Source organism: Sphingomonas melonis (assembly GCF_013409985.1).
GTDB lineage: Bacteria > Pseudomonadota > Alphaproteobacteria > Sphingomonadales > Sphingomonadaceae > Sphingomonas > Sphingomonas melonis_A.
Genome location: NZ_JACCBY010000001.1, coordinates 1,336,404 through 1,358,706, shown reverse-complemented (window position 1 = coordinate 1,358,706; position 22,303 = coordinate 1,336,404). Strand labels below are relative to the sequence as shown.

The 22,303-nt window shown below is 69.5% G+C and carries 23 protein-coding genes; 3 read left to right on the top strand and 20 right to left on the bottom strand.

Annotation, left to right across the window (positions count from 1 at the left end; translation table 11 throughout):
• Positions 1 to 16 precede the first annotated feature (16 nt).
• On the top strand, positions 17 to 871 hold the full coding sequence (locus HD841_RS06545; RefSeq protein ID WP_179507993.1) for an ABC transporter permease: 855 nt from the start codon (positions 17 to 19) through the stop codon (positions 869 to 871).
• A complete protein-coding gene (locus HD841_RS06540) occupies positions 829 to 2,151 on the top strand; it encodes a serine hydrolase (RefSeq protein WP_179507992.1) in 1,323 nt (440 codons plus the stop codon). The genes HD841_RS06545 and HD841_RS06540 overlap by 43 nt, the downstream gene beginning before the upstream one ends.
• A 26-nt stretch (positions 2,152 to 2,177) precedes the next feature.
• On the opposite strand, the gene HD841_RS06535 is transcribed toward HD841_RS06540, so the two are convergent.
• From HD841_RS06535 to HD841_RS06520, 4 genes are read right to left on the bottom strand one after another with little or no spacing between them, the layout of a single operon-like run.
• Positions 2,178 to 2,711 (bottom strand): GNAT family N-acetyltransferase, encoded by a 534-nt coding sequence (locus tag HD841_RS06535; RefSeq protein ID WP_373562940.1) that lies wholly within the window; start codon positions 2,709 to 2,711, stop codon positions 2,178 to 2,180.
• Positions 2,708 to 3,496, bottom strand: coding sequence for a LysR family transcriptional regulator (locus tag HD841_RS06530; protein ID WP_179507990.1), 789 nt, complete (start codon positions 3,494 to 3,496; stop codon positions 2,708 to 2,710). The genes HD841_RS06535 and HD841_RS06530 overlap by 4 nt, the downstream gene beginning before the upstream one ends.
• Entirely contained in the window at positions 3,493 to 3,891 is a 399-nt protein-coding gene (gene apaG, locus HD841_RS06525) for a Co2+/Mg2+ efflux protein ApaG (RefSeq protein WP_179507989.1), read from the bottom strand. Before apaG ends, HD841_RS06530 begins: the two co-directional genes overlap by 4 nt.
• The gene (locus HD841_RS06520; RefSeq protein ID WP_179507988.1) at positions 3,888 to 5,093 is read right to left on the bottom strand and encodes a trans-sulfuration enzyme family protein; all 1,206 of its coding nucleotides are present in this window, start codon (positions 5,091 to 5,093) and stop codon (positions 3,888 to 3,890) included. The genes apaG and HD841_RS06520 overlap by 4 nt, the downstream gene beginning before the upstream one ends.
• Before the next feature lie 975 nt (positions 5,094 to 6,068).
• Between HD841_RS06520 and HD841_RS06515 the strand changes: the two genes are divergently transcribed.
• Complete coding sequence (locus HD841_RS06515; protein ID WP_373562939.1) at positions 6,069 to 7,301, top strand: phospholipid carrier-dependent glycosyltransferase; 1,233 nt, start codon at positions 6,069 to 6,071, stop codon at positions 7,299 to 7,301.
• 129 nt (positions 7,302 to 7,430) lie between these two features.
• On the opposite strand, the gene HD841_RS06510 is transcribed toward HD841_RS06515, so the two are convergent.
• The 16 genes from HD841_RS06510 to HD841_RS06435 all read right to left on the bottom strand — a co-directional run bounded on the left by HD841_RS06510 (position 7,431) and on the right by HD841_RS06435 (position 22,240).
• Positions 7,431 to 8,528, bottom strand: coding sequence for a glycosyltransferase family 2 protein (locus tag HD841_RS06510; RefSeq protein ID WP_179507986.1), 1,098 nt, complete (start codon positions 8,526 to 8,528; stop codon positions 7,431 to 7,433).
• Between the two features lie 10 nt (positions 8,529 to 8,538).
• Entirely contained in the window at positions 8,539 to 9,582 is a 1,044-nt protein-coding gene (leuB, locus tag HD841_RS06505; RefSeq protein WP_179507985.1) for a 3-isopropylmalate dehydrogenase, read from the bottom strand.
• A 28-nt stretch (positions 9,583 to 9,610) separates the two neighbouring features.
• Positions 9,611 to 10,342, bottom strand: coding sequence for a DNA repair protein RecO (recO, locus tag HD841_RS06500; RefSeq protein ID WP_179507984.1), 732 nt, complete (start codon positions 10,340 to 10,342; stop codon positions 9,611 to 9,613).
• Between the two features lie 54 nt (positions 10,343 to 10,396).
• The gene (locus HD841_RS06495; RefSeq protein WP_373562938.1) at positions 10,397 to 11,269 is read right to left on the bottom strand and encodes a GNAT family N-acetyltransferase; all 873 of its coding nucleotides are present in this window, start codon (positions 11,267 to 11,269) and stop codon (positions 10,397 to 10,399) included.
• A 5-nt stretch (positions 11,270 to 11,274) separates the two neighbouring features.
• Positions 11,275 to 12,222: a polysaccharide deacetylase family protein gene (locus tag HD841_RS06490; protein ID WP_179507983.1), complete on the bottom strand. Its 948-nt coding sequence runs from the start codon at positions 12,220 to 12,222 to the stop codon at positions 11,275 to 11,277.
• Between the two features lie 122 nt (positions 12,223 to 12,344).
• Positions 12,345 to 14,267: an excinuclease ABC subunit UvrC gene (gene uvrC / locus HD841_RS06485; RefSeq protein WP_373562957.1), complete on the bottom strand. Its 1,923-nt coding sequence runs from the start codon at positions 14,265 to 14,267 to the stop codon at positions 12,345 to 12,347.
• Positions 14,268 to 14,563: 296 nt separating this feature from the next.
• Entirely contained in the window at positions 14,564 to 14,977 is a 414-nt protein-coding gene (locus HD841_RS06480) for a hypothetical protein (RefSeq protein ID WP_179507981.1), read from the bottom strand.
• Positions 14,978 to 15,051: 74 nt separating this feature from the next.
• Entirely contained in the window at positions 15,052 to 15,372 is a 321-nt protein-coding gene (locus HD841_RS06475) for a DMT family transporter (RefSeq protein WP_179507980.1), read from the bottom strand.
• Positions 15,373 to 15,590: 218 nt separating this feature from the next.
• Positions 15,591 to 16,232, bottom strand: coding sequence for a F0F1 ATP synthase subunit B family protein (locus HD841_RS06470; RefSeq protein WP_179507979.1), 642 nt, complete (start codon positions 16,230 to 16,232; stop codon positions 15,591 to 15,593).
• On the bottom strand, positions 16,225 to 16,719 hold the full coding sequence (locus HD841_RS06465) for a F0F1 ATP synthase subunit B family protein (RefSeq protein ID WP_179507978.1): 495 nt from the start codon (positions 16,717 to 16,719) through the stop codon (positions 16,225 to 16,227). Before HD841_RS06465 ends, HD841_RS06470 begins: the two co-directional genes overlap by 8 nt.
• Positions 16,720 to 16,783: 64 nt before the next feature.
• A complete protein-coding gene (locus HD841_RS06460) occupies positions 16,784 to 17,011 on the bottom strand; it encodes a F0F1 ATP synthase subunit C (protein WP_038662560.1) in 228 nt (75 codons plus the stop codon).
• A 43-nt stretch (positions 17,012 to 17,054) separates the two neighbouring features.
• Positions 17,055 to 17,846: a F0F1 ATP synthase subunit A gene (locus HD841_RS06455; protein WP_179507977.1), complete on the bottom strand. Its 792-nt coding sequence runs from the start codon at positions 17,844 to 17,846 to the stop codon at positions 17,055 to 17,057.
• A 36-nt stretch (positions 17,847 to 17,882) separates the two neighbouring features.
• Positions 17,883 to 18,203 (bottom strand): AtpZ/AtpI family protein, encoded by a 321-nt coding sequence (locus HD841_RS06450; protein WP_179507976.1) that lies wholly within the window; start codon positions 18,201 to 18,203, stop codon positions 17,883 to 17,885.
• A 293-nt stretch (positions 18,204 to 18,496) separates the two neighbouring features.
• Positions 18,497 to 18,868: a YdbL family protein gene (locus HD841_RS06445; RefSeq protein ID WP_179507975.1), complete on the bottom strand. Its 372-nt coding sequence runs from the start codon at positions 18,866 to 18,868 to the stop codon at positions 18,497 to 18,499.
• A 1-nt stretch (position 18,869) separates the two neighbouring features.
• On the bottom strand, positions 18,870 to 19,076 hold the full coding sequence (locus HD841_RS06440; RefSeq protein WP_257015264.1) for a YnbE family lipoprotein: 207 nt from the start codon (positions 19,074 to 19,076) through the stop codon (positions 18,870 to 18,872).
• Positions 19,077 to 19,093: 17 nt separating this feature from the next.
• Positions 19,094 to 22,240, bottom strand: coding sequence for a YdbH domain-containing protein (locus HD841_RS06435; RefSeq protein ID WP_179507974.1), 3,147 nt, complete (start codon positions 22,238 to 22,240; stop codon positions 19,094 to 19,096).
• Between the last annotated feature and the right edge of the window lie 63 nt (positions 22,241 to 22,303).

Genomic DNA, 22,303 nt, shown 5'->3' with positions numbered 1-22,303 from the left:
GTTACCCGCTTGGGCCATGAGCAGCCAGCCCCCAATCGGCGAGATCCAATCGGCAATCCGGTCCGCACCCGGTGTCCCGGTCATCCGGAACGTAAACTGGGGCGGCCTGAAGACCCTCTATGTGAAGGAGGTGCGCCGGTTCTTCAAGGTCCACCTCCAGACCGTGTGGGCACCGTCGATCACCACCTTGCTGTTCCTGATCGTCTTCACGATCGCGACCGGCGCGAAAAGTCCGGTCCAGGTCGGCGGCGTCACCGTTCCGTTCGCCGATTTCATCGCGCCGGGGCTGATCATCAGCCAGGGGATGATGGGGCCCGCCTTCGCCAACGCCAGCTTCTCGCTGCTCGTCGGCAAGATCCAGGGGACGATCGTCGATTACCTGCAACCGCCTCTGTCGACGGCGGAATTGCTCGCCGCGCTGGTCGGCGGGGCGATGACGCGGGCGTTTATCGTCGGCTTCATCTGCTGGTGCGCGATGGCACTCTATCCCGGCGTCCACGTCACGCCATCGCATCCGCTGGCGATCCTGTGGTTCGGTTTGCTCGGTGCCGCCTTCCTGTCGTTCCTCGGCGTGCTGACCTCGATCTGGGCAGAGAAATTCGATCACGCCGCGGCGGTGACCAATTTCGTCATCGCGCCGCTGTCGCTGCTGTCGGGCACCTTCTACTCGGTCGACCGGCTCGCCCCCGCCTTCCGCGCCTTCAGCCACGCCAATCCGTTCTTCTACATCATTTCGGGCTTCCGTTACGGCTTCCTCGGCACCGCCGATTCGCCCATCATGGTCGGCAGCATCGCGATTCTCGCGGTGGACATCGTCCTGGGGGTGTTATGCTATCAGCTGCTCAAGCGAGGCTGGAAGCTCAAGAACTGATCGCGCTGGCGGTCTCGGCGCTGCTCGCGTTCACGCCGCTTTCAGCCCACGCCCAAACCCCGCCCGCTTCCGCGGCTGCCGCGACTGCCGATCCCGCCGTACGCGCTGCCGTCAGTGCGCTGGTCCCAGTGCTCGCCGGCCAGCCTGGCTATGCCACATTGTTCACTTCCGCTTTCCGCCAGGCGGTGCCCGCCGCGCAATGGACCGCGCTCAGCGCCCAGCTGCGCATAACGCTCGGCGAGCCGCGGCGGATCGCCAGCCTCGATCCCGTCGGTCGCTGGGCGGCGACGGCGGTGATCGCCTATGACCGCGGCACCGCGACGCTGCACCTCGCGGTCGATCCCGCCGCGCCGCACGCCATCGCCGGCCTACGCATCACCGGTGCGGAAGTGCGGGGTGATACGTTGGGGAGGGTGCAGGACGACCTCGGTGCGCTGCCCGGGATCGTCCATTTCGGCGTCTATGCGCTCGACGGGGCGCAGCCGGTGGCGCAGATCGAGGCCCGCGGCGATGCACCCGCCCCGCTCGGCTCGGCGTTCAAGCTGTGGATCCTGGCCGAGGCGGCGCGGCAGGTCGCGGCCGGCACGCGGCACTGGACCGATGTCGTCCCGATCGGACCGCCGTCGCTGCCCTCGGGCATCCTCCAGACCTGGCCCGCGGCATCACCGGTGACGCTCCAGACGCTGGCGACGCTGATGATCTCGATCAGCGACAACACCGCCACCGACACGCTGCTCCGCCTGCTCGGCCGCCGCGAGGTGGATGCGATGGCGGCGCGGTTCGGCGCCGCCGGCCCGGTGCTGACCACCCGCGAAGCCTTTGCGATCAAGGCCGATCCCGCGCTCACCGCCGCCTGGGGGAAGGCCGACGCCGCCGGCCGCCGTGCATTGCTCGCCGCCGAGGACGGCCGGATCGCCGCCGCGCGGCTCGACCCGCTGATGTTCTCCTCCGGCCCGCTCGCCAGCGAGACGGTCGAATGGTTCGCCGCGCCGCGCGACACCGCCCGGCTGCTCGCCCATCTCCGCGACGCGGGACCGGTGGTGCGCGACATCCTGTCGATCAACCACGGCGTCGATCCGGCCACCACCGCCCGCTTCGCCTATGTCGGCTTCAAGGGCGGCTCCGAACCGGGCGTCATCGCGCTCAACGTGCTGGCACAGGCCAGGAACGGCCGCTGGTATGCAATCTGCGCGAGCTGGCACCGTGCGGATGGCGCGGTCGACGAACCGCGCCTCGCCGCCCTGGTAACACGCGCATTGGGGCTGATCGCCCGGGCCTGATCCCGCCGGCCGTCGCTAGCACAGGCTCAGGCGCGCCACTCGCGGCGCAGCATCGCGTAGATCAGCGTGTCGCGCACGCCGATATGCGTCTCCCATTCCTCGCGCAGCCGGCCTTCGCAGGTGAAGCCGATCCGTTCGAGCAGCCGCGCCGAGGCCACCGCCTCGGGATCGATATCGGCGAAGATGCGGCGCGTTCCCTCGCCGAACACCTGCGCGATCACCGCGCGCACCGCCTCGCGTGCGATGCCGCTGCCCCATAGCCGCTGCGCGAAGAGATACCCGATCTCGCTGACGCGCGGTCGCTTCTCGCCGACATAGACGAAGCCGACCGCCGCCGCCTCGCCGCGCAATACCGCCGCCCAGACCCGGTCGCCCGGCCCCATGTCGGCGAAATGCGCGCGCAATTCCTCGACCGAGCCGAACGGGCCGCGCGACCACCAGCGCATCACCACCGGGTCCGCCATCGACGGGAACAGCGCGTCGGCGTCGTCCGGCGTCAACGGCCGCAACGTCAGCCGCTCCGTCGTCAGCGTCGGCGTCGGCGTCGGCGTGCCGCTCACCCGGTCAGCGCGTCGACCAGCGCCCGCACCTTCGCCTGCCGCCATTGCGGCAGCGGCGCGACCAGCCAATAGCCGAAGCGCGACGGCTGCGGATCGCCGACCACCGCGACCTTGCCACTGGCGATATCGCGCGCCGCGAGCAGTTCCGACACGGTCGCCCGCCCAAGCCCGGCGACCGCCGCGTCGATCGCCAGCCCGGCATCGGCGACGCGGACCAGCGCATGCCCCTCGCCGCCGGGGCATCCCGGCCACGATATCAGCGTCTCGGCCGCACCCGGTGCCGCGATCGTCACCATGCCTTCGGACTCGAGCGCCTCGCCCTCGTGCTCGCCCGGCCCCTCGCCCCAGCGGATCGCGAGGTCCAGATTCGCCTCGGTGAAATCGACCGCGTCATCCGCGGCGATCAACACGAACCGCAGTTCGCCGTCGCGCTGCGCCACCTCGGCAAGCCGCGGCATCAGCCATTTCTCCGTGAGGTCGCGCGGCGCGGCGATGGTCAGCGACTTGGACGACTGGCCCGCCTGCATCGCGCGGACCGCCTCCTCGAACTGGAGGAAGCCGTCGCGCAGCGCGCCGAGCCCCGCCTCCGCCTCTGGCGTCAATTCCAGCCCGCGCGTGGTGCGCCGGAACAGCACGACGCCCAGCGTATCCTCCAGCGCGCGGATCTGCTGGCCCACGGCGGCAGGCGTCACCGCCAGCTCGTCGGCCGCGCGGGTGAAACTGAGATGGCGCGCCGCGGCATCGAGCACGCGCAGCCCGTTGAGCGGCAGGTGCGTGCGCTTCACGAATCGACCGCCGAGGCGAACAGCGCGAACTTGGGGATCGTCGCGTCGAAACAGGCGCCGTCCTCGTCGATCATGCGATAGCTGCCCTGCATCGCGCCGCTCGGCGTCTGCAACGGGCAGCCCGAGACATAGTCGAAGCTCGCGCCCGGCGCGATCAGCGGCTGCTCGCCGACGACGCCCTCGCCCTCGACCGAGTGGCGCGCGCCGCGGCCGTCGATGATCACCCAGTGGCGGGTCAGCAATTGCACCGACCGCGCCGAGTCGTTCTCGATCCGGATATGATAGGCCCAGAACCAACGGCCGCGGCGCGGTTCGGACTGTTCGGGCAGATAGCTCACCGCGACGCGCACGGTCACCCCATCGGTGGTCGCGGCATGCGGGAAGAATTGCTTCATAGGCCGACCTGTCGCAGCGCCTGGTCGAGATCGTCGATCAGATCCTGCGGATCCTCGAGCCCGACGTTGAGGCGCAGCATGCCCTCGCTGATCCCCATCTCGATCCGCTTGTCCTCGGCGACCCCGGCATGGGTGGTCGAGGCGGGGTGCGTCATCAGCGAGCGCGAATCGCCGATGTTGTTGGAGATATCGATCAGCGCCAGCGCGTCGAGCAGGCCATGCGCCTGCGCCCGATCGGCGACCTCGAAGGCGAAGATCGGGCCGGTCGCCGACATCTGGCTCATCGCCAGATCGTGCTGCGGATGGCTGGGCAGGCCGGGGTGGAGGATGCGCGGCACGCGGCCTTCGAGGAAGCGGCCGACGGTGATCGCGCTCTGCGACTGGCGCTGGATGCGCAGGTCGAGCGTCTCCAGCCCCTTGAGCACCACCCAGGCATTGAACGGCGACAGCGTCGGGCCGGTGTTGCGGGTGAAGGGCAGCAGGGTGTTGTCGATGAAATCCTTGCTGCCGCAGACCGCGCCGGCGAGCACGCGGCCCTGCCCGTCCATCATCTTGGTCGCCGAATAGGCGGTCACATCCGCGCCGAAGTCCATCGGCCGCTGCAACGCCGCGGTGGCGAAGGCATTGTCGACGACGCTGATGATGCCGCGTTCGCGCGCGATGCCGCAGACCGCGCGCAGATCGACGACGTCCATCGTCGGATTGGCGGGGGTCTCGAAGAAGAAGACCTTGGTCTCGGGCCGCACCGCGTCGAGGAACTGCTGCGGATCGCGCGCATCGACGATGGTCGTCGCGATGCCGAACTTGGGCAGCAACGTATCGGTCAGCCAGCGGCACGAGCCGAAGGCGGCGCGGCCGCCGACGAGGTGATCGCCCGCCTGCAACTGGCAGAGCAGCACCGCGGTCATCGCCGCCATGCCGCTCGCCATCGTGCGGCACGCCTCGGCGCCTTCGAGCAGCGCGATGCGGTGCTCCAGCATCTCGACGGTCGGGTTCTGCAGGCGGGAATAGGTCATCCCCTCCTGCTCGCCCGCGAAGCGCGCCGCGGCATCGGCCGCCTTGTCGTAGGTATAGCCCGAGGTGAGGAACAGCGCCTCGCTGGTCTCGCCATATTCGCTGCGTGCGGTGCCGCCGCGGATGGCGAGCGTCGCCGGACGCCAGTTGGCGGTGATCGAGCGGTCCTGTCCTGCCTTGCGCTTCATGCGATGCGCTTAGCCGCACGGGTGCAGGCGGTGCAAGCGTTGCGGGCGTCCTGCGCCTTCCTGGGAGCGGCGTGGCGGGTCGGATGGCGTCGATCGTTCGGGGTGGTGATGGGGGCATGACTGGCGCGGCGCGGTGGCGCGGCGAAGCCGTGACGGGGGGCGGGAGCAGGGGTTGCGCTATGGGGCTCCATCCTCTCCTCCCCTCCACCATTGGGCTGGCGCCGCCCCCTTGCGTACCGAGCAATCGCGTATGGGAGCGGGAATGAGGATCGAACGGCTTCCTCATCAGACTCGTCACCCGGACTCGTTCCGGGGTCCACCCAGCCGCAAGAGCATGGCGTCGAAACATGCCCTCCTCCTCGCCGCGGAGTGGACCCCGGAACAAGTCCGGGGTGACGGGGTGGGCGGGGTAACGGGGTGGGCGGGGAACGCGGCGCGGGCGTTGCGCTATGGAGCTTCACCCTTTCCTTCGGCTGGCACCGAACGGCCCCTTTCCCTTGCGCATGGAGCAATCGCAGATCGCTGCGGGGATGGGGTTCGATCGGCTTCCTCATCAGATCCGTCACCCCGGACTCGTTCCGGGGTCCACCCAGCCGCAAGAGCATGGCGTCGAAACACGCCCTTCTCCTCGCCGCGGAGTGGACCCCGGAACAAGTCCGGGGTGACGGGGTGGGCGGGGAACGCGGCGCGCGCGTGGCGCTATGGAGCTCCACCCGTTCCCTGGGCTGGCGCCGGGCGGTCCCCTTTCCCTTGCGTACTGAGCAATCGCAGATCGCTGCGGGAATGGGGTTCGATCGGCTTCCTCATCAGATCCGTCACCCCGGACTCGTTCCGGGGTGACGGGGGGGGCGGGGTGACGGGTGGGCGGGGTGACGGGGTGGGCGGGAGCGCGGCGCGCTCGGTATGCGACAGCCCCGCCCTTGCGGGGGAGGCGTTGGTCTTGCCAAGCCGCCTCCCGCCGGAGACAAGGCCGCGGTGCGCCTCCCCTCCCGCCCCCTGCCCGCCGCGCTCGCCATCGGCCTCGTCGCGCAGTTGCTGTTCTGCTGGCGGCTGACCACGCCGCACGTGCTCGTCTTCGACGAGGTCCATTACGTCCCCGCGGCGCGGATGCTGCGCGGACTGGTCGGGCCGGTGAACATCGAGCATCCGTTGCTCGGCAAGACGCTGATCGCGCTCGGGATGATGATCTTCGGCGACGGCCCGCTCGGCTGGCGCGCGCTGTCGACGGTGGCGGCGAGCGCTGTCGTGATGGGGGTGTTCGCGATCCTCTGGCTGCTTTTCGGCCGGGTGCGCACGGCGAGCATCGGCGCGGTGCTGACGCTGCTCAACTTCACCGTCTTCGTGCAGGCGCGGATCGCGATGCTCGACGGGTTCATGGCGGCGTTCGTTGTCACCGGACTGGCCGCCCTGTTGTGGGCGATGCGCGCGCGCGGCGCGGCGCTATGGTGGCGGTGGCTGCTCGGCGCGTTGCTGCTCGGCCTCGCGGTGGGGACGAAATGGACGGCGCTGCCGTATCTCGGCTTTGCCGGCGCGACCTATCTGGTCGTGCGCTGGCGGCGGCCGGACCTCTGGCCGGGCCTGCATCCGGTCGTTGCCCTCGTCCTGCTCGGCGGGGTGGCGATGCTCGCCTATTGCGCGACCTTCTGGCCCGCCTTCCTCTACGCCGACCAGCCGCTGACGGTCGCGCGGCTGCTCCCGTTCCAGCTCGATATGTATCGCCAACAGACGCAGGTGCTGCCGCCGCACACCTATCAGTCGCGCTGGTGGACGTGGCCGTTCGACTGGCGGCCGATCTGGTATTTCTACGAGCCGGCGGATGGCGCGCAGCGCGGCATCCTGCTGCTCGGCAATCCGGTGGTGATGTGGGGCGGGCTGGTCGCGGCGGTCGCCGGGCTGGCGGCGTGGGTGCGCGACGGCGACGCGCGCACCGGCGGCGTCGCTTTGCTCTGGATCGCCAGCGTCGCGATGTGGGCGCTGATCCCCAAGTCTTTGGGTTTCTATTATTATTACTATCTGTCCAGCATCTGGCTGGCGTTGGTCATCGCCGCGGCCTTCGATCACTGGCGGATACGGCTGCGCTATTGGGACGAGGCGTTCCTTGCCGCGAGCGCGGTGCTGTTCATCCACTTCTACCCGATCCTGTCCGCCGCCGCGCTGCGCGGGCCGGGGTCGTTCCACCGGTGGATGTGGCTGACGAGCTGGATCTGATTCTTCCGCGGGGGGGACTCTCGCATATGGCTGCGGTGACGAGGCTCGGTCGGTTGCCTCCTCTTACCCGTCAGGCTCAAACGACCGTTTCCAGGCGATAGCGTTCCCCGCGAGGGACAAAGCCGTCGTTCAATACCGTCCCCAGACGAACTTGGACGACAGCGCGTAATTCCACACCGCGCCGACCAGGATGCCGAGCAGGGCCGACGCGGCGGCGCCTTCGTTGTGGAAGTCGTGCACGAACGCCGCGACGCCGACGTTGGCGACCAACCCGACCGAGCAGACCACGCAGAACGACAGCCAGCCGTCGAGCAGCGCCCGAAAACCCCTCAGCCGCCGGTCGCGATAGGTCAGCGCGTTGTTGAGCGCGAAGTTGAACGTCATCGCCGCCAGCGCGCCGAGGATCTGCGCCCACAGGAACGCCGCGCCGAGCAGCATCGCCACCCCGAGCACCCCCATATGGACACCGACGCCGAGCACGCCGATGCACGAGAACATCGCGAAGCGCACCGGCACGAACCGGCCGAACATCCGGTCGTAGAGCGCGATCAGATATTCCATCGCGACGACGTGATCGAGCTTCGACTCGCCCTCGGTCCGCACCCGGAAGGTATAGGGCAGTTCGACGAAGCGGAGCGGCTCGACGCTCGCGGTCATCAGGTCGAGCAGGATCTTGAAGCCGATCGCCGACAGGTCCGGCGCGAGCCGGCGCGCCTGCGCGGTGCGGATCGCGAAGAAGCCGCTCATCGGGTCGCTCAGGTCGCCTTTCAGCACCTTGCGCGACAGCCTGGTGGCGAAGGCCGATTTGGCGACGCGGTCGCGGTCCCAATCGCCCGTCCCGCCGCCATCGACGAACCGCGAACCGACCACCACGTCGAGGTCGGCATCCGCCTGCAACAGGTCGAGCATCCTGGGCAGCAGCGTCTCGTCGTGCTGCAGGTCGCCGTCGATCACCGCCACCACCGGCGCGGCGGTCGCGCACATCCCCTCGATACAGGCCGAGGACAGACCGCGCCGGCCGATGCGATGGATCACCCGCACCCGCGTGTCGAGGCGGCCGAGTTCGCGCGCCGCCTCGGCGGTGCCGTCGGGGCTGTCGTCGTCGACGAAGATCGCTTCCCAGCGCCGCCCCGCCAGCGCGGCCTCGATCCTGGCGATCAGCGTCGCGACGTTGGCGCGCTCGTTGAACGTCGGGATGACGACCGCAATCTCGAGCAATGGACTCACAGCGGCTTGCTCACAAGGCGGCGAGCACCGCATCCCCCATGGCGCCGGTCGTCATCGTCCCGCCGAGATCGGCAGTGCGTGCGCCGCCACGGATCGCCTGCGCCACCGCCGCCTCGATCCGGTCGGCCGCCGCACCGTTGCCGAGCGAATGGCGCAGCATCATCGCCGCCGACAGGATCGCGGCACAGGGATTGGCCTTGCCCTGCCCGGCGATGTCCGGCGCGGACCCGTGGATCGGCTCGTACAGCCCCTTGCCCGCGGCATCGAGGCTGGCGGAAGGCAGCATGCCGATCGAGCCGACGCACATCGACGCCTGATCCGACAGGATGTCGCCGAACAGATTGCCGGTGACGATGACGTCGAACTGGCCGGGATGGCGCACCAGCTGCATCGCGGCATTGTCGACGTACATATGGGTCAGCGTCACGTCGGGATAGTCGGCGGCGACCTCGATCACCACGTCGCGCCACAATTGCGAGGTTTCGAGCACGTTCGCCTTGTCGACCGAGCAGAGCTGGCCGCGCCGCTTGCGCGCCGCCTCGAACCCGACGCGGGCGATGCGCCGCACCTCGCTCTCGTCATAGCTCATGATGTCATAGCCCTCGCGCTGACCCGCGGCGGTGGTGCGGCGGCCCTTCTCGCCGAAATAGACGTCGCCGTTGAGCTCGCGGACGATGAGGAGATCGATCTGCCGGGCGACCTCCGGCTTGAGCGCCGAGGCATCCTCCAGCCCCTCGAACAGGGTCGCGGGGCGCAGGTTGGAGAAGAGCGCGAGATGCTTGCGCAGGCCGAGGATCGCCTGTTCCGGGCGGAGCGCGCGTTCCAGCGAGTCGCAGCTGGGATCGCCGACCGCGCCGAACAGCAGCGCATCGGCCCGCCGTGCGACGTCGAGCGTCGCCTCGGGCAGCGGATGGCCGACGCTGTGATAGGCGACGCCGCCGACCAGCGCCTCCTCATAGACGAGATCGAGATCGAGCGCGTCGAGCACGCGGCGCGCCTGGGTGATGACTTCGGGGCCGATGCCGTCGCCCGGCAGGAGTGCGATCATTGCCATGGCCGCTGCCTAGCCGCGCCGCCGCCGCTTAGGCAATTGCCCTTTTCAGCATCGCGACCAGCCGTTCCCGTGCCACGAGCGGATCGGCGCGGCGATCGGTGAGCAGGTCGCGCGCGAGGAAATGGCCGGTGATCGCCAGCCCCGCGATGATATCGGGCCAGTCCGCCGCGCCGCCTTCCGTAAGAAACGCCGGCAAGGCGAACAGCCGCGCCTCGTAGCCATAAGCGGCGCCGCGGCTCACCGCACCGCCGCTGCGCGGGCTGACGAACGCCAGATCGTCCGCGCCGCCGGTCACCACGCAGGCGGTCAGATCCAGGCCGAAGCCGAGTTCGGCGAGCACGAGCAGTTCGTAGCGCACCAGGGCGGTCGCCCAGCCACGTGCCGCCGGCGCCGCCTCGACCGCATCGAGCACCGCCCCGAGCGCATCGTAGAGCCGCGGATAGGGCTGCGCCTCCGGCAGCGCCGCAGCAGTGAGCGCGGTGACCCAGGCGAGCGCCGCGGCTGGCAGCGGCTCGCCATGCAGCGCGGCGCGACTGTGCACGGGCTCGACGGTCAGCGCCGCGAGCTGCTCCCCGGTGCGTGCGCGCCATTCCCCGGCGATGGCATTGGCGGGCTGAAGCACCGGCCGCAGCTGCCGCGATCGTCCGCCGCGCACATAGCCCGGCTGCACGCCGTCGGCACGGGTCAGCGCCCGCACCACCGCGCCATGCTCGCCATGCGCACGGATCGCGAGGACAATGGCTTCGGCGCGCAGGTGCATCGCAGGGATATAGCCCCCAACGCCTCCCCCGCCAGAGGGGAGACGCCGAGCCCGCTATCGCCGCAGCCGCTTCGCCAGCGTCGCCAGCCGCGGATGCCGGGCGCTGCGCTTGGCCGATGCCACCGCACGATCGAATGCCGCCAGCGCCAGCACCGTCGCGCGGTTCGCCAGCGTCGGCCGCAGCACCAGCAGATCGACGCACGCCACCCCGCCGGTGGCGAACTGCCGCTTGTGCCGCCCCTCGCCCTCGGTGAAGTCGAAGCGCGCGAACCGATCGTCGAACAGGTCGCGCATCGCCGCCGCCTGCAACACCGTGCCCGGCGACGACGCACCCCAGGCGGGATCATGGCCGACATGATCGTAGCGCAGTGCGGAGCCCTGCGCCGTGCAGCACAGATAGGCCACCGGCGTGCCCTCGTGCAGCAGCAGCCACGCGCGCAGGTCGTCCGCCGCCGCCCGCGCCATCAGGTCGGCCACCGCCGCGGCATCTTCGGGCAGGCCGGCATCCAGCAGCGTCTCCTGATACGTCTTCGCGGACACCGTGCGGGCCAGCGGGTGGAAGGCCGCGAACGCCTCCGGCGTACGATAGGCGCGGATCGTCAGCCCCGCCGCAGCCGCCTTCCTCGTCTTGCGGCGGAGCGTCGCACGGGCCGAAGACGAGAGGGCCGCCAGCCACGCGTCATGGCCGATCGTCAGATCGGTGTAGAAGCGGGTATAATGCTGACGCACCATCACGATGCGACCCTCGGTCTCGACCTGCGCGACGCGCGCCGCGGGCAAGGACGTGACGAGCCAGCCGTCTCCCGCTGCGTCCGGCAGGGTCGGCACCCGCCCCTCCAGCACGTCGTCGAGCGACAAGGCCACGCGGATCAGGCGCCGTCGGATCGTGGCGAGCGTCCGCGCGCCGATCCGCAACGGGAGCGCCACCGGCGTCACACGCCGCGTTCTGCCACCCAGTTCGACCAGAGCTGTTCCGCCTGTCGCAGCCGCCGGCGCAGCGCGTTGGCGCCAAGCGGACGATCGTCCTGCCCGGTCGCCAGCGGCGGCCGGTCGGCGAAGTGGACCGTCGGCAACGCCGCCTTGCGCAGCGCCAGCAGCCGGCACAGCGTGTCGAAGCGGCGGACATGCACGGCATTGGCGCGCGTCCCGAGCCGGTTGGCGAGCTCGAAGCCATGACTGACGATCGTCACCGCGGCATGATCCTCGGCCGCCGCATGGTCGAGCGCGGCGGCACTCTCCGCCCCCGACAGCGCGCACAATTGAAAGGTGCGCCACAGCCCCGGTGCGTCCTCGATCACCGTGACCGGCACCTCGACCAGATGATGCGCGACTGGGGCGATCTGGGCCGGCGGCAGCGCGATCCGGCTTGCCGCCGCCTCGCCGCCATTGTGGCTGCTGTCATAGGTGAAGCCGAGCGCCGCCAGCGCGACCATCGTATCGTCATTGGCCGCGAAGCTGCCCGCGCGGAAGGCGACCGGCGGCGGCGCACCGGCCGCGACCAGCAGCTCGGCCGCGCCGCGGATCAGGTCCCGCTGCTCGGCGAGCGTATATTCATGCAGCTGGAACCGCCCATAGCAGGCGCCGCGATCACCGACCCGCGCGCCGGTCCAGCTCGGATGGAGATGCAGCTGCACCTCCTGACCGGCGGCCAGGATCGTATCGACCATCCGCTTGACCGGCGCGAGGCCGAAGACCAGCGCCGGCATCGGATCGACGAAGAAACACGCCTTGAGCCCATGTTCGGCGAGCAGATCGAGCTGATAGCTCAGCCCGACGCCGGCGGGCTCGATCGAGCGCGCATAGATCGTCTCGACATCCAGCCCCGCGGCATGGTGCCGCCAGGCGAATTCGGTATCGATCGTCAGGAAGACGCACGTCATTGCCCGGCCTTACGGCACGCACGTGAACAATTGGTAGGCACATCCGTGTTTTACGCGGCATGTCCCGAACGGCCGCCGGCCGGGGCGGCGGCGCGCGGCGCGCCGGGCGTGGCGAATGCGCCTCACCGCGCGTGGTAGAAGTCGTACACCTGCTGGGCGACGCCCGCAGACACGCCCGGCGCCTTCTTGAGATCTTCAAGGCTCGCGTTGCGCACCGCGCGGCCGGTGCCGAAATGCATCAGCAGCGCCTTCTTGCGCGCCGGGCCGATGCCCGGCACCTCGTCGAGCGGGCTCGCGCCGATCGCCTTGGACCGCTTGTCGCGATGCGCGCCGATCGCGAACCGGTGCACCTCGTCGCGCAGCCGTTGCAGGTAGAACAGCACCGGCGCGTTGACCGGCAACTGGAACTCGCGCCCGTCGAGCATGTGGAACACCTCGCGCCCGTCGCGGCCGTGATGCGGCCCCTTGGCGACGCCGACCATGCACACGTCCTCGATGCCGAGATCCTCGAGCACCGCCTTGGCCGCATTGAGCTGCGGCTTGCCGCCGTCGATCAGCACGAGGTCGGGCCAGGTGCCGTCGTCGCGATCGGGTGCCTCGTCGAGCTGGCGCGCGAAGCGGCGGCGGAACACCTCGCGCATCATGCCGACGTCGCTGTCGGTCGCCGCCTCGTTGCCCTTGATGTTGAACTTGCGATACTGGCCCTTGCGGAAGCCCTCCGGCCCGGCGACGATCATCGCGCCGAGCGCGTTCGTCCCCTGGATATGGCTGTTGTCATAGACTTCGATCCGGTCGGGCGGCTCGGCCAGGTCGAACAGGTCGGCGACCTCGCGCAGCAGCCGCGCCTGCGTCGTGCTCTCCGCCAGCCGCCGTTCGAGCGCCTCGATCGCATTGCGCTTCGCCTGATCCATCAGCCGCCGGCGGTCGCCGCGCTGCGGCACCGACAGCGCGACCTTGTAGCCGGCACGTTCGCCCAGCGCCTCGCCGAGCAGCGCGCCCTCGCCCAGTTCGCGATCGAGCAGGATCGTCTTGGGCGGCGGCACCTCCTCGTAGAATTGGGTGAGGAAGCTCGCCAGCACCTCGTCCTCGGGCACTTCGTTGGTATGCTGCGGGAAGAAGCTGCGATGCCCCCAATTCTGGCCGCCGCGGATGAAGAACGCCTGGATGCCCATCGTCCCGTCCTTGCACGCGAGCGCGAAGACGTCGGCGTCGCCGACCCCCTCGGCATTGATCGCCTGCGAGCCCTGGACGAAGGTGAGCGCCTTGAGCCGGTCGCGGATCAGCGCGGCCAGTTCGAAATCCATGTTCTCCGCCGCCGCCTGCATCTGCGCGCCGAGCTTGGCCTGGACCTTGGTCGACTTGCCGGCGAGGAAGTCGCGGCAATCGTCGACCAGTTCCTTGTACGCCTCCTTGCTGACGCGGCCGACGCACGGCGCCGAGCAGCGCTTGATCTGGTAGAGCAGGCAGGGCCGGTCACGCGTCTTGAAGAAGCCGTCGGTGCACGAGCGCAGCAGGAACAGCTTCTGCAACGCGTTGAGCGTGTTGTTGACGCTGCCGGCGCTGGCGAAGGGCCCGTAGTAATTGCCGGGCGCGCGGCGGGCACCGCGATGCTTCTGGACGCGGGGGAAATCATGGTCGCCGCGCAACAGGATGAACGGGAACGACTTATCGTCGCGCAGCAGCACGTTGTAGGCGGGGCGATAGCGTTTGATCAGCTGCGCCTCGAGCAGCAGCGCCTCCGCCTCGTTGTTGGTGGTGACGATCGTCATCGACCGGGTCTGCGCGATCATCCGCTGCAGCCGCTTGGTCAGCCCCTTGACCTGGGTGTAATTGGCGACCCGCTGTTTGAGCGAGCGCGCCTTGCCGACATAGAGCACGTCGCCCTTGGCATCCTGCATCCGATAGACGCCGGAGCGGCTCGGCAAGGTGGCGAGAACGTTGCGGATCGCGGCGACCCCCGCCTCGAGATCCGGCGTATCGGACCCCCGGACGGTAAAGGTGGCGCGCTCTTCGTTGAATCGATCGGGAGGACCGTAACCGGACATTGGGGTCATGTAGGAGTCGCGACGGTGCGGGGCTAGTGGGTTGCGACGGTGTGGGTCATTCCGGGCCCTTCCACCAGTCTGCTGATGCCAAACGCCCCACCCCTTTTACGCCGTCACCCCGGACTTGTTCCGGGGTCCACCCTGCGGCGAGGGGAAAGGCTCCCTTCGCCCCCTTCTCCTGCGGTCCGGTGGACCCCGGAACACGTCCGGGGTGACGGACCTCATGAGCCCACCGGTCGAGCCTCAGCATCGCTGCCCTATGCGACGGCTTTCACGTCGCGGGGGAGGATTTGGAGTTACCGTCCCGATGGCAGTGACCGGCGGCTCTCGACCTTCTTCACCGGCGTCGGCGCGCCGTCGATCGCCGCCAGATCCGTGCCGATCTTCGCCAGCAAGGCCGGCGTCATCTGCCCGCCGCTCAGCGGCGCGAGCTTGCGGAGCGACAGCGTCTGGAACTTCGGCAGATTGGGATCGTCGCTCATCCCCGGCACGTCGCGATCGAGGATCGCCTTGGCGCGCGGGTCGGCGATCAGATCCGCGATCGGCGTGTCGAGCGAAAAGCCCCCCGCCGGCGCGGCGGGCACACGTTCCGCAGGCCGCTCCGCCGACGCCGAGGCAGTGTCCGTCGGCAGGTCGAGCGCGAATTTGTCCGCCGCCTGCGCGGCCTGCGAGGATTGTACCAGCATCAGCGCAGCGAAAAGGATCGACATCGGGCCACCTCGACACGGTCACGCGAGGCGCGCGCCGTGCCGTCTTGTAGCAGCCCCGGACGGGGGCGAAAGGGTCAGGCCTGCGCGAACATCTTGGTGCCGACGATGCCGACCACGGTCAGCGCCATGAAACAGGCCTGCACCATGCTGACCTTGTCGCCGAACAGCAGCACGCCGCCGATGATCACGCCGACCGCGCCGCAGCCGGTCCACACCGCATAAGCGGTGCCGGCGGGCAGCCCCCGCATCGCCAGCGCGAGCAGCCCCATGTTGACGAAGGACAGGATGATCGGGACGCTCGACGCCTGCCACGTCGCGAGCGTCGCCGCCCATTTCAGGCTGAGCGCCCAGCAGATTTCGGTGAACACGGCGATGCCCAGGATGAGCCACGACATGGATGTTACTCCTGTACGGGCTCGGTGATGCAGGACGGCGCCGGAAACCCGGGAAGAGACGCGCGTCGAAAGTGTAACTCCTCCCCGGCACGGGGAGGTGGCAGCGCGTCAGCGCTGACGGAGGGGGGCTTCCACAGACGCTGCGTGCGTGGAGAACCCCCTCCACCACCCGCTGCGCGGGCGGTCCCCCTCCCCGCGAGCGGGGAGGAATTAGAGGATCAATTCACCCGGCTCAGGCCGGCGATCGAGCGGTCGATCATCGCACGGTCGGCCTGCGCGTCGAGCTGCTCGGCGATCAGCACCGCCGCGGCCTTCGCCGCGGTCTCGGCAGCGAGAGCGCGAACCTCGGCGATCGCGGTCCGCTCGGCGGCGGCGATCTTGTCCTCGGCGCGCTTGGTGCGGCGGGCCATCAGCTCCTCCGCATCGTGCTTCGCCTTGGCGATGATCTGATGCGCCTCCTGCTGGGCATGATGGCGCATCGTCGCAGCATCCGCCTCGGCCGCCTTGGCCTTGGCTTCATATTCGTTGCGCAGCACCTCGGCCTCGGCACGCAGCTTCTTGGCTTCGTCCAGCTGCTGGCGGACGGCGGCGATCTGCTTGTCGAGGGTCGCGGCGATCTTGGCCGGCACCTTGACGATCAGCATGCCGATCAGCACGACGAGGGCGGCGATGCCGACCCAGCCGGTGGTGTTGAAGCCCAATGCCGTCTCCTCGACGGCATGTTCGGCGCCCGGCTCGGAGACGTTGGCGGTCAGCTGGCTGCCGTCGCGCACGTTCTGCGGCTGCATCGACTCCGACGACGCCGCATCGGCGAGGTTGGCGGCGACCATGGCATTGGGATTGCTGGCGGGATTAGCCATGCGCATTGCTCCGGCGCACCGCATCCGCGGCGGCATCGATGCTGACGGTCAGGCCCGACACCTTGGCGACCAGCTCCTGCGCGACATCCGCCGCGACCGACTGGAGGTTGAGCATCGCCTGCGCCTTGGCATTGCCCACCGCGAGATCGTGATGGGCGAGCCGCTCGGCGAGCTCCGCGTCGGCGGACCGGATCTGGCTTTCGGCGGCCTTGGCGGCCTGGGCCTTGGCGGCGGTGGTCTCGGCGAGCGCCGCGGCGCGCGCCTCGTCCATCTTCAGGCGCCATGCCGCTTCGACCTGGTCGGCGGCGAGACGGGCCTGTTCGGCCGCGGCAAGGTCGGCCGCGATCTGGCCTTCACGCGCGTCCACAGTCGCGATGACCCGCGGCACCATCATCTTGCCGATCCCGAAATACAGGATGCCAAAGGTGATGAGCAGCCAGAAGATCTGCGAGGCGTAGGTGGCGGCGATCTGGGAAATCTGTGGCATTGAAGACCTTTAGCGCGACCTCAAAGCTGTCGGCCGGGCGGGGCGCCCGGCCGGACGGCGATGGTTAGGCGACGAACAGCAGGATGATCATCGTCACGAAGGCGAGCAGGCCGAGCAGCTCGGCACCCGCGAAACCGATGAACAGACGGCCCTGCTGGCTGTCGGCAGCACCCGGATTGCGCAGCGCGCCTTCGAGGAACTTGGCGAACACGTTGCCCACGCCGAGCGAGGCGAGGCCCATGCCGATCGCGGCCAGACCGGCACCGATCATCTTGGCGGCTTCTGCGTCCATGTCAAAACTCCCGTATCAAAATCAGTAGGTTGGAACGAAAAACTCAGTGCAGGTTGACGGCGTCGTTCAGATAGACGCTCGTCAGCAGCGCAAAGACATAGGCCTGGATGGCGGCCACCAGCAGCTCGAGCAGGGTGATGCCGATCATCAGCAGGAAGCTGGGCAGCGAGATCAGCAGACCATAGCCGGCGCCGAGGTTGATGCCGCTGATCACGAACGCCGCCAGCACCTTGAGCAGGATGTGCCCCGCGGTCATCGCGACGAACAGTCGCAGACCCAGCGAGAAAGGGCGCACCAGGAAGCTCATCAGCTCGACGACGAAGATCAGCGGAATCATCAGCTTGGGCGTGCCGTGCGGCACGAACAGGCTGAAGAAGTGGAAGCCGTGCTTGCCGAAGCCGACGATCAGCACGATGGCGAAGCTGATGATCGCCAGCACGCCGGTGACGGTCAGGTGGCTGGTGATGGTGAACGGATGCCAACCCGGCACGATGCCGACCGGGGTCAGGCCCCAGATGTTGGCGAACAGGATGAACATGAACAGCGAGAAGACATAGGGGACGAAGCGCTTGCCCTGCGGCCCGATGTTCGACGTCAGCATGTTGGAGACGAAGCCGGTGAAGCCCTCGACCGCGGCCTGCCAGCGGCCGGGGACGAGCTCGCGCTTCATCCCGCCCAGCATGAACAGCCACAGGCTGGCGAGCGTGATCACCATCCACAGTGCCGAGTTGGTGAACGAGATGTCGTATCCCGCGACCACCCAATGCCGACCGAACAAAGGTTCGATCAGGAACTGGTGCATCGGATCGATCTTGCTGCCCGATTCTGCCGCCACGTGGCCCGTTCGCTCCCTAATACGACAAACGCCCGGTTATTCCGGGCGTTCGCCTGCAATCCGAATGATCTGCCTGAACGCGACGGCAATTCCGAGGAACAGCATCACGATCAGCGCCCATGGGCTCGTGCCGAACCAGTGGTCGATACACCAGCCGATCAGCGCGCTGCCGACAAGGCTTCCGATCAGCGCGGCGAGCACACGATTGCCGAGCGAATATCCCGCATCGGCCGTCGGCGCCCCCTGCCCCGTCCGCAACGCTTCGGCATGCCGGGCTTCCTTCAGCCGCTCATCGAGCGCGGAAAGCCGCGGATCGTCCGCGCTGGTGAAGTCTCGTCCAGGTTCCTCGTCCGCCACGCGCCATCCCTCGCCTGTTTCGTTCAGCCGGGGGAGAAAACGCGCGGGGCGAGCGATCCCGCCAAGGCCCGGTCCGTTTAGGTGGGGGGTGCCGGGGTGTCAACCGTCTGGTTCCCCGATGGGATTGGTGAAGGCATAAGTCCTCCCCCGCCAGGGGGAGGTGGCAGCGCGCGGCGCTGACGGAGGGGGAGGAAAGGGTGGGAGCCATCGTTCGGCTCCCGTCCTTTCCTCCCCCTCCACCATCCGGCATGCGCCGGATAGTCCCCCTCCCCCTGGCGGGGGAGGACTGTATTTTACTTGCACCGCGGGTCGAGTTCCGGCGTGCCGGTATTCTCCTTCCACTGGCCGGACGGGGTCTTGTACATCTCCCCCTTGCCGACCTTGGCCACCAGGTTGCAGCCGCTGGTGAAGGCGAATTGCTCCACCGTCGCGCCGCTCGCCTGCGCGCTGGCGGTATAGGCCGCCTTGCGCTTGATATTGATGTCGCGGACCAGCGCCTGCACCGCCGGCCCGCCGCTCACCACGCCGAGATAGCCGTCGGGCTGTTCGCCGACCTGTTTCGCCTCACGCGCGGCGGCATAGGCCGGATCGCGCTGCGCCATCGCCATGGTCGAGATGCCCAGCAGGGCCACCGCACCGGCAACGATCAAAAGCTTCGTCTTCATATCAGAAAATCCCCGGATTCTGCTGGATCAGCGACTTCGCCTCGCCATCGAGACGATAGACGACCTCCTGCGTCACGCTGATGTTGAGGTTGATCTCGATCGGCTTGTCCGGCGCCGAGACGTTGATGCAGCCACCAAGCGTCGTCGCCGTCAGACCGATCGCGGCCAATCCCGTCATGCGTGCCAAGGTCGTGATTCGCTGCTCCATCTTCAATCCTGTGTCGGTCATGGCATGGGTCCGCTTGCGGAGGGCTGAATGGGGGTGCGCTGCTGTTGCTGCTGGCGTTCGAGCAGGGCGGGCAGGTTGCGCTGGATCAGCCGGCTGGGGTCGTAGAAGGACTGCGCCGAATCGAGCAATCCGCGGAAGGGCGCCTTGATCCGGATGTTGAACACGAACGGCAGGCGCTGCAGCCGGCGGACGAGGAAGTTGCTCTTCGCCCCCTGCCCCTGCGTCACCCCGGCGAAGCGCACCTCCGTGACCATCTCGCCGGCGAGCGGCCCGTTCATGCCGATCGTCAGGTTGCGATAGCGCAGCGACTTGAGCGCCTGGAAGGCGATATTGCCCCACAGCCCCAGATCCTTCTGCGAGAGATCGCCGACATAGGCGAGGCTGCCGCCGCCCTCGCGCACCGCCAGCCGGCCGCCCTCGATCCGGCCGCCCTGCACGTCGAAGATCATCGGCAGCTCGCCGTCGAACACGCCGGTCGCGGTCAGGTTCTTGAAGTCGAACTGTTCGAGGAACTGGTCCGCGGCGGCTCCGTCGATGCGGAAGGTCATCCGGCGGGCGGCGGATTCGGTGAAGTCGAGCGTCGTCGGCAGCAGCGTCATCGTCCCGCCGGCGAACGGCCAATGGCCGCTGTCGATCTTCACGCGCATGTCGGGCAACAATTGATAGACGATCGTGCCGTCGGTGACCGCGATGCCCGGATTGACCGTCTTGATCGTCGCGACCTGCGCCGGCGCGCTCGCCAGCCCGAGCAGGTCGGTGAAGGTCAGCGTCGTGCTGATCCCGGTGACCGGGCCGAAGGCGGCGGCAAGATCGGTATCCCTGGTCGCAAACCGGCCCGTCGAGGTGACGCCTTCGGGGCTCCACGCGATATGGCCCGCCCCGGTCACGCTGCCGCGCACGTCGGCGACGACGCCGAAGGTCAGGCGGGTGAGCAGGTCGGGCTGGAAATGTTCGGTGAAGGCGATCCCCGGCACGGTCAGGTCGGCCGTGCCGCGGCCGGTCGCCAGCCTGTGGGCGATCGCGACATCGGCGACCTTCACGCTCTTGCTCGGCTCGTACAGCGTGCCGTGCGTGGTGATCGTGCCGCCGACGAGGTCAAGCGTGACGTCGCGCGCCGCCAGCGTCCTGAAGCGCGGATCGGGCGCGGCATCGTCGACCGTCATCGTCGCCGCCAGCCGCAGCGCGCCGCCCCGCAGCGACCAGTCGCCCGCCGCTGCCCCCAGCAGCAGCGGCACGTTGGCGATCTGCCCCGCGCCGCCGCTGAACGTGCCCGCCACCGCGCCGCCTGCGATCCGGCCGGTCAGCTGCGCCAGGTCGATCCGCGTGACGCGCTCCGGGCTGCCCAGCCGCGCCGCGACGCCGTCGAGCACGAAGCCGCCATCGCCGAGCCGCAACTGGGCGCCGCTCGCCGCGACGGTCAGCGGCGTCTGTCCGAGCCGCCCGGCCAGCACCGCCGCCGGGATGCGCGCGCCGCCCGCCAGCCTTCCCTCGGTCAGGGTCATCATCGCGCCGGCGATCGGGCAGAGCGTGGTGCGCAGCGGATCGAGCACCAGCCCGGCCACCCCCAGCCGCCGGATCGCCACCGGGGTACAGGCGGGATTGGCGACCAGCGTCCCGCGCCCGTTCCAGCGCAGATCGACCGGCAGCGTCAGTCCATCGACACGCCCGTCGCCGAGCGGCCCGGACAGCTCCACCCGCGTCGCGATCCGGGTTGCGCCTCCCGGCCCCGCGGTGAAGCTGACCGGCGCCAGCGCCAGCCGTGCTCCACCCGCCGCATAAGGCGCGATCGTCGCCCGCCCCGCGATCGCGCCGCCCGCGCGCGTCTGCGCCAGCGTCACCTGCGCATCGGGCAGGCCGCCGCCCGTCATGGCAAGCCGCGTGTCGATCCGCAGCCGGTTGTCGGGCCAGCCGAGGGTCAACCCGGAACCGCCACCGACCCGCAATTGCGCGCCGCTCGCCGCGTGGAGCCCGGCAGCGGTCACCCGCGCCTGCCCCGTGCCGCCGGCCTGCCGCACTGCCAGCTCCGCCGATCCGTCGAACCGGGCCGCCGCGTTGCGCAGCGCGCGCGCCATCGCCGACACCAATGGCGCGAGCGGCGTGCCCGCGCCCGCGGTCGCGCCGATCGCCGGCAACTGCTGCGGCGCGACGCGGGCATCGGCGACGCGGACGGTGCCGGCGAACACCTGCTCCGCCGCGATCCGGTAGCGCCCCTTGGCGGCGACGGTGCCGGCGCTGCCGAACGCCGCCGCCGCCCCGCGCGCCGCCAGATCGATCGTGCCGCTGGTGCCCGTCGCCGCGCCGTCGAAGGTCACGTCGCCGTTCAGTCCGGCAAGACGCGCGCCGGCGCCCCGCACCGGGCCGCTCGCGAGCCGTGCATTGCCGCGCCAGCCGTCGAGCGCCGGGGTCAGCCGCACGTCGAGATCCGCGCCGGCCCGCTGCACCGCAACGCCAGCACAGCGCCCGGCGGCGAGCTGCACCGGCCCGTGCAACCGCGGCGCACCGGAGGTCACCGTCACCTTCATCGCGGCGCGCAGCCCCTCCGCGCCGCACGCCCCCTGCACCAGCCGGTCGCTCACCACCGCAACCGTGCCGGCAAAGCCGCCATCCAGCCGCCCGCGTCCGGCGATGCGCAGCCCGGCGACGCCCAACGGCGTCTCGATCCGCAGCCGCGCATCCGCGACATCCACGTCCAGCGCCGGCAGCGCGAACGCCTTGCCCGAGGATGGCGGGATCAGCTTGTCGATCTCGCCCAGCGACAGGCGGCCCTGGATCATCCGCCCGCGCAGGCGGACATGGCCGGCCCGCACCCGGCTGAGGGTCGCGCCGCCGAAGCCGATCCGGGTGCGCGTCTCCAGCCAGTCGGCGACCAGATCGGGATCGGCGGGGTCGCCGATCACCACATTGCTCAGCCGCTGCCGCCCGAAGCCGAGATCGCGCACGTCATATCGCGCGACGACGCCGCGCTTGGCGAGTTCGGCATCGATGACGCGGCTGGCGATCGGCTTGCGCTCGACCCACAGGCCGATAAGCACGATCAGCACCGCCAGCGCGACCCCGAGCGCGATCCGCCGCCGCCGGCTCCACGACGCGAGGCGGCGTGGCCGCGCGGGCGTATCGTTCAACTCGTCCGCGCCCTCGCCCATCGTCGCCCCTCATAGGCGGGGCCGGCACATCCGCGCAATTGCGCCCGTCGCGGCGCGGCGATA

Excerpts from the sequence above, each read along its gene's own strand:
- HD841_RS06545 (WP_179507993.1), top strand. The coding sequence starts at position 17 with ATGAGCAGCCAGCCCCCAATCGGCGAGATCCAATCGGCAATCCGGTCC.
- HD841_RS06460 (WP_038662560.1), bottom strand. The coding sequence starts at position 17,011 with ATGGACGCAGAAGCCGCCAAGATGATCGGTGCCGGTCTGGCCGCGATC.
- HD841_RS06480 (WP_179507981.1), bottom strand. The coding sequence starts at position 14,977 with ATGTCGATCCTTTTCGCTGCGCTGATGCTGGTACAATCCTCGCAGGCC.
- apaG (WP_179507989.1), bottom strand. The coding sequence starts at position 3,891 with ATGAAGCAATTCTTCCCGCATGCCGCGACCACCGATGGGGTGACCGTG.
- recO (WP_179507984.1), bottom strand. The coding sequence starts at position 10,342 with ATGCACCTGCGCGCCGAAGCCATTGTCCTCGCGATCCGTGCGCATGGC.
- HD841_RS06435 (WP_179507974.1), bottom strand. The coding sequence starts at position 22,240 with ATGGGCGAGGGCGCGGACGAGTTGAACGATACGCCCGCGCGGCCACGC.
- uvrC (WP_373562957.1), bottom strand. The coding sequence starts at position 14,267 with ATGTCCGGTTACGGTCCTCCCGATCGATTCAACGAAGAGCGCGCCACC.
- HD841_RS06445 (WP_179507975.1), bottom strand. The coding sequence starts at position 18,868 with ATGAAGACGAAGCTTTTGATCGTTGCCGGTGCGGTGGCCCTGCTGGGC.
- HD841_RS06490 (WP_179507983.1), bottom strand. The coding sequence starts at position 12,222 with ATGACGTGCGTCTTCCTGACGATCGATACCGAATTCGCCTGGCGGCAC.
- HD841_RS06540 (WP_179507992.1), top strand. The coding sequence starts at position 829 with ATGCTATCAGCTGCTCAAGCGAGGCTGGAAGCTCAAGAACTGATCGCG.
- HD841_RS06440 (WP_257015264.1), bottom strand. The coding sequence starts at position 19,076 with ATGGAGCAGCGAATCACGACCTTGGCACGCATGACGGGATTGGCCGCG.
- HD841_RS06475 (WP_179507980.1), bottom strand. The coding sequence starts at position 15,372 with ATGTCGTGGCTCATCCTGGGCATCGCCGTGTTCACCGAAATCTGCTGG.
- HD841_RS06470 (WP_179507979.1), bottom strand. The coding sequence starts at position 16,232 with ATGGCTAATCCCGCCAGCAATCCCAATGCCATGGTCGCCGCCAACCTC.
- HD841_RS06520 (WP_179507988.1), bottom strand. The coding sequence starts at position 5,093 with ATGAAGCGCAAGGCAGGACAGGACCGCTCGATCACCGCCAACTGGCGT.
- leuB (WP_179507985.1), bottom strand. The coding sequence starts at position 9,582 with ATGGCAATGATCGCACTCCTGCCGGGCGACGGCATCGGCCCCGAAGTC.
- HD841_RS06465 (WP_179507978.1), bottom strand. The coding sequence starts at position 16,719 with ATGCCACAGATTTCCCAGATCGCCGCCACCTACGCCTCGCAGATCTTC.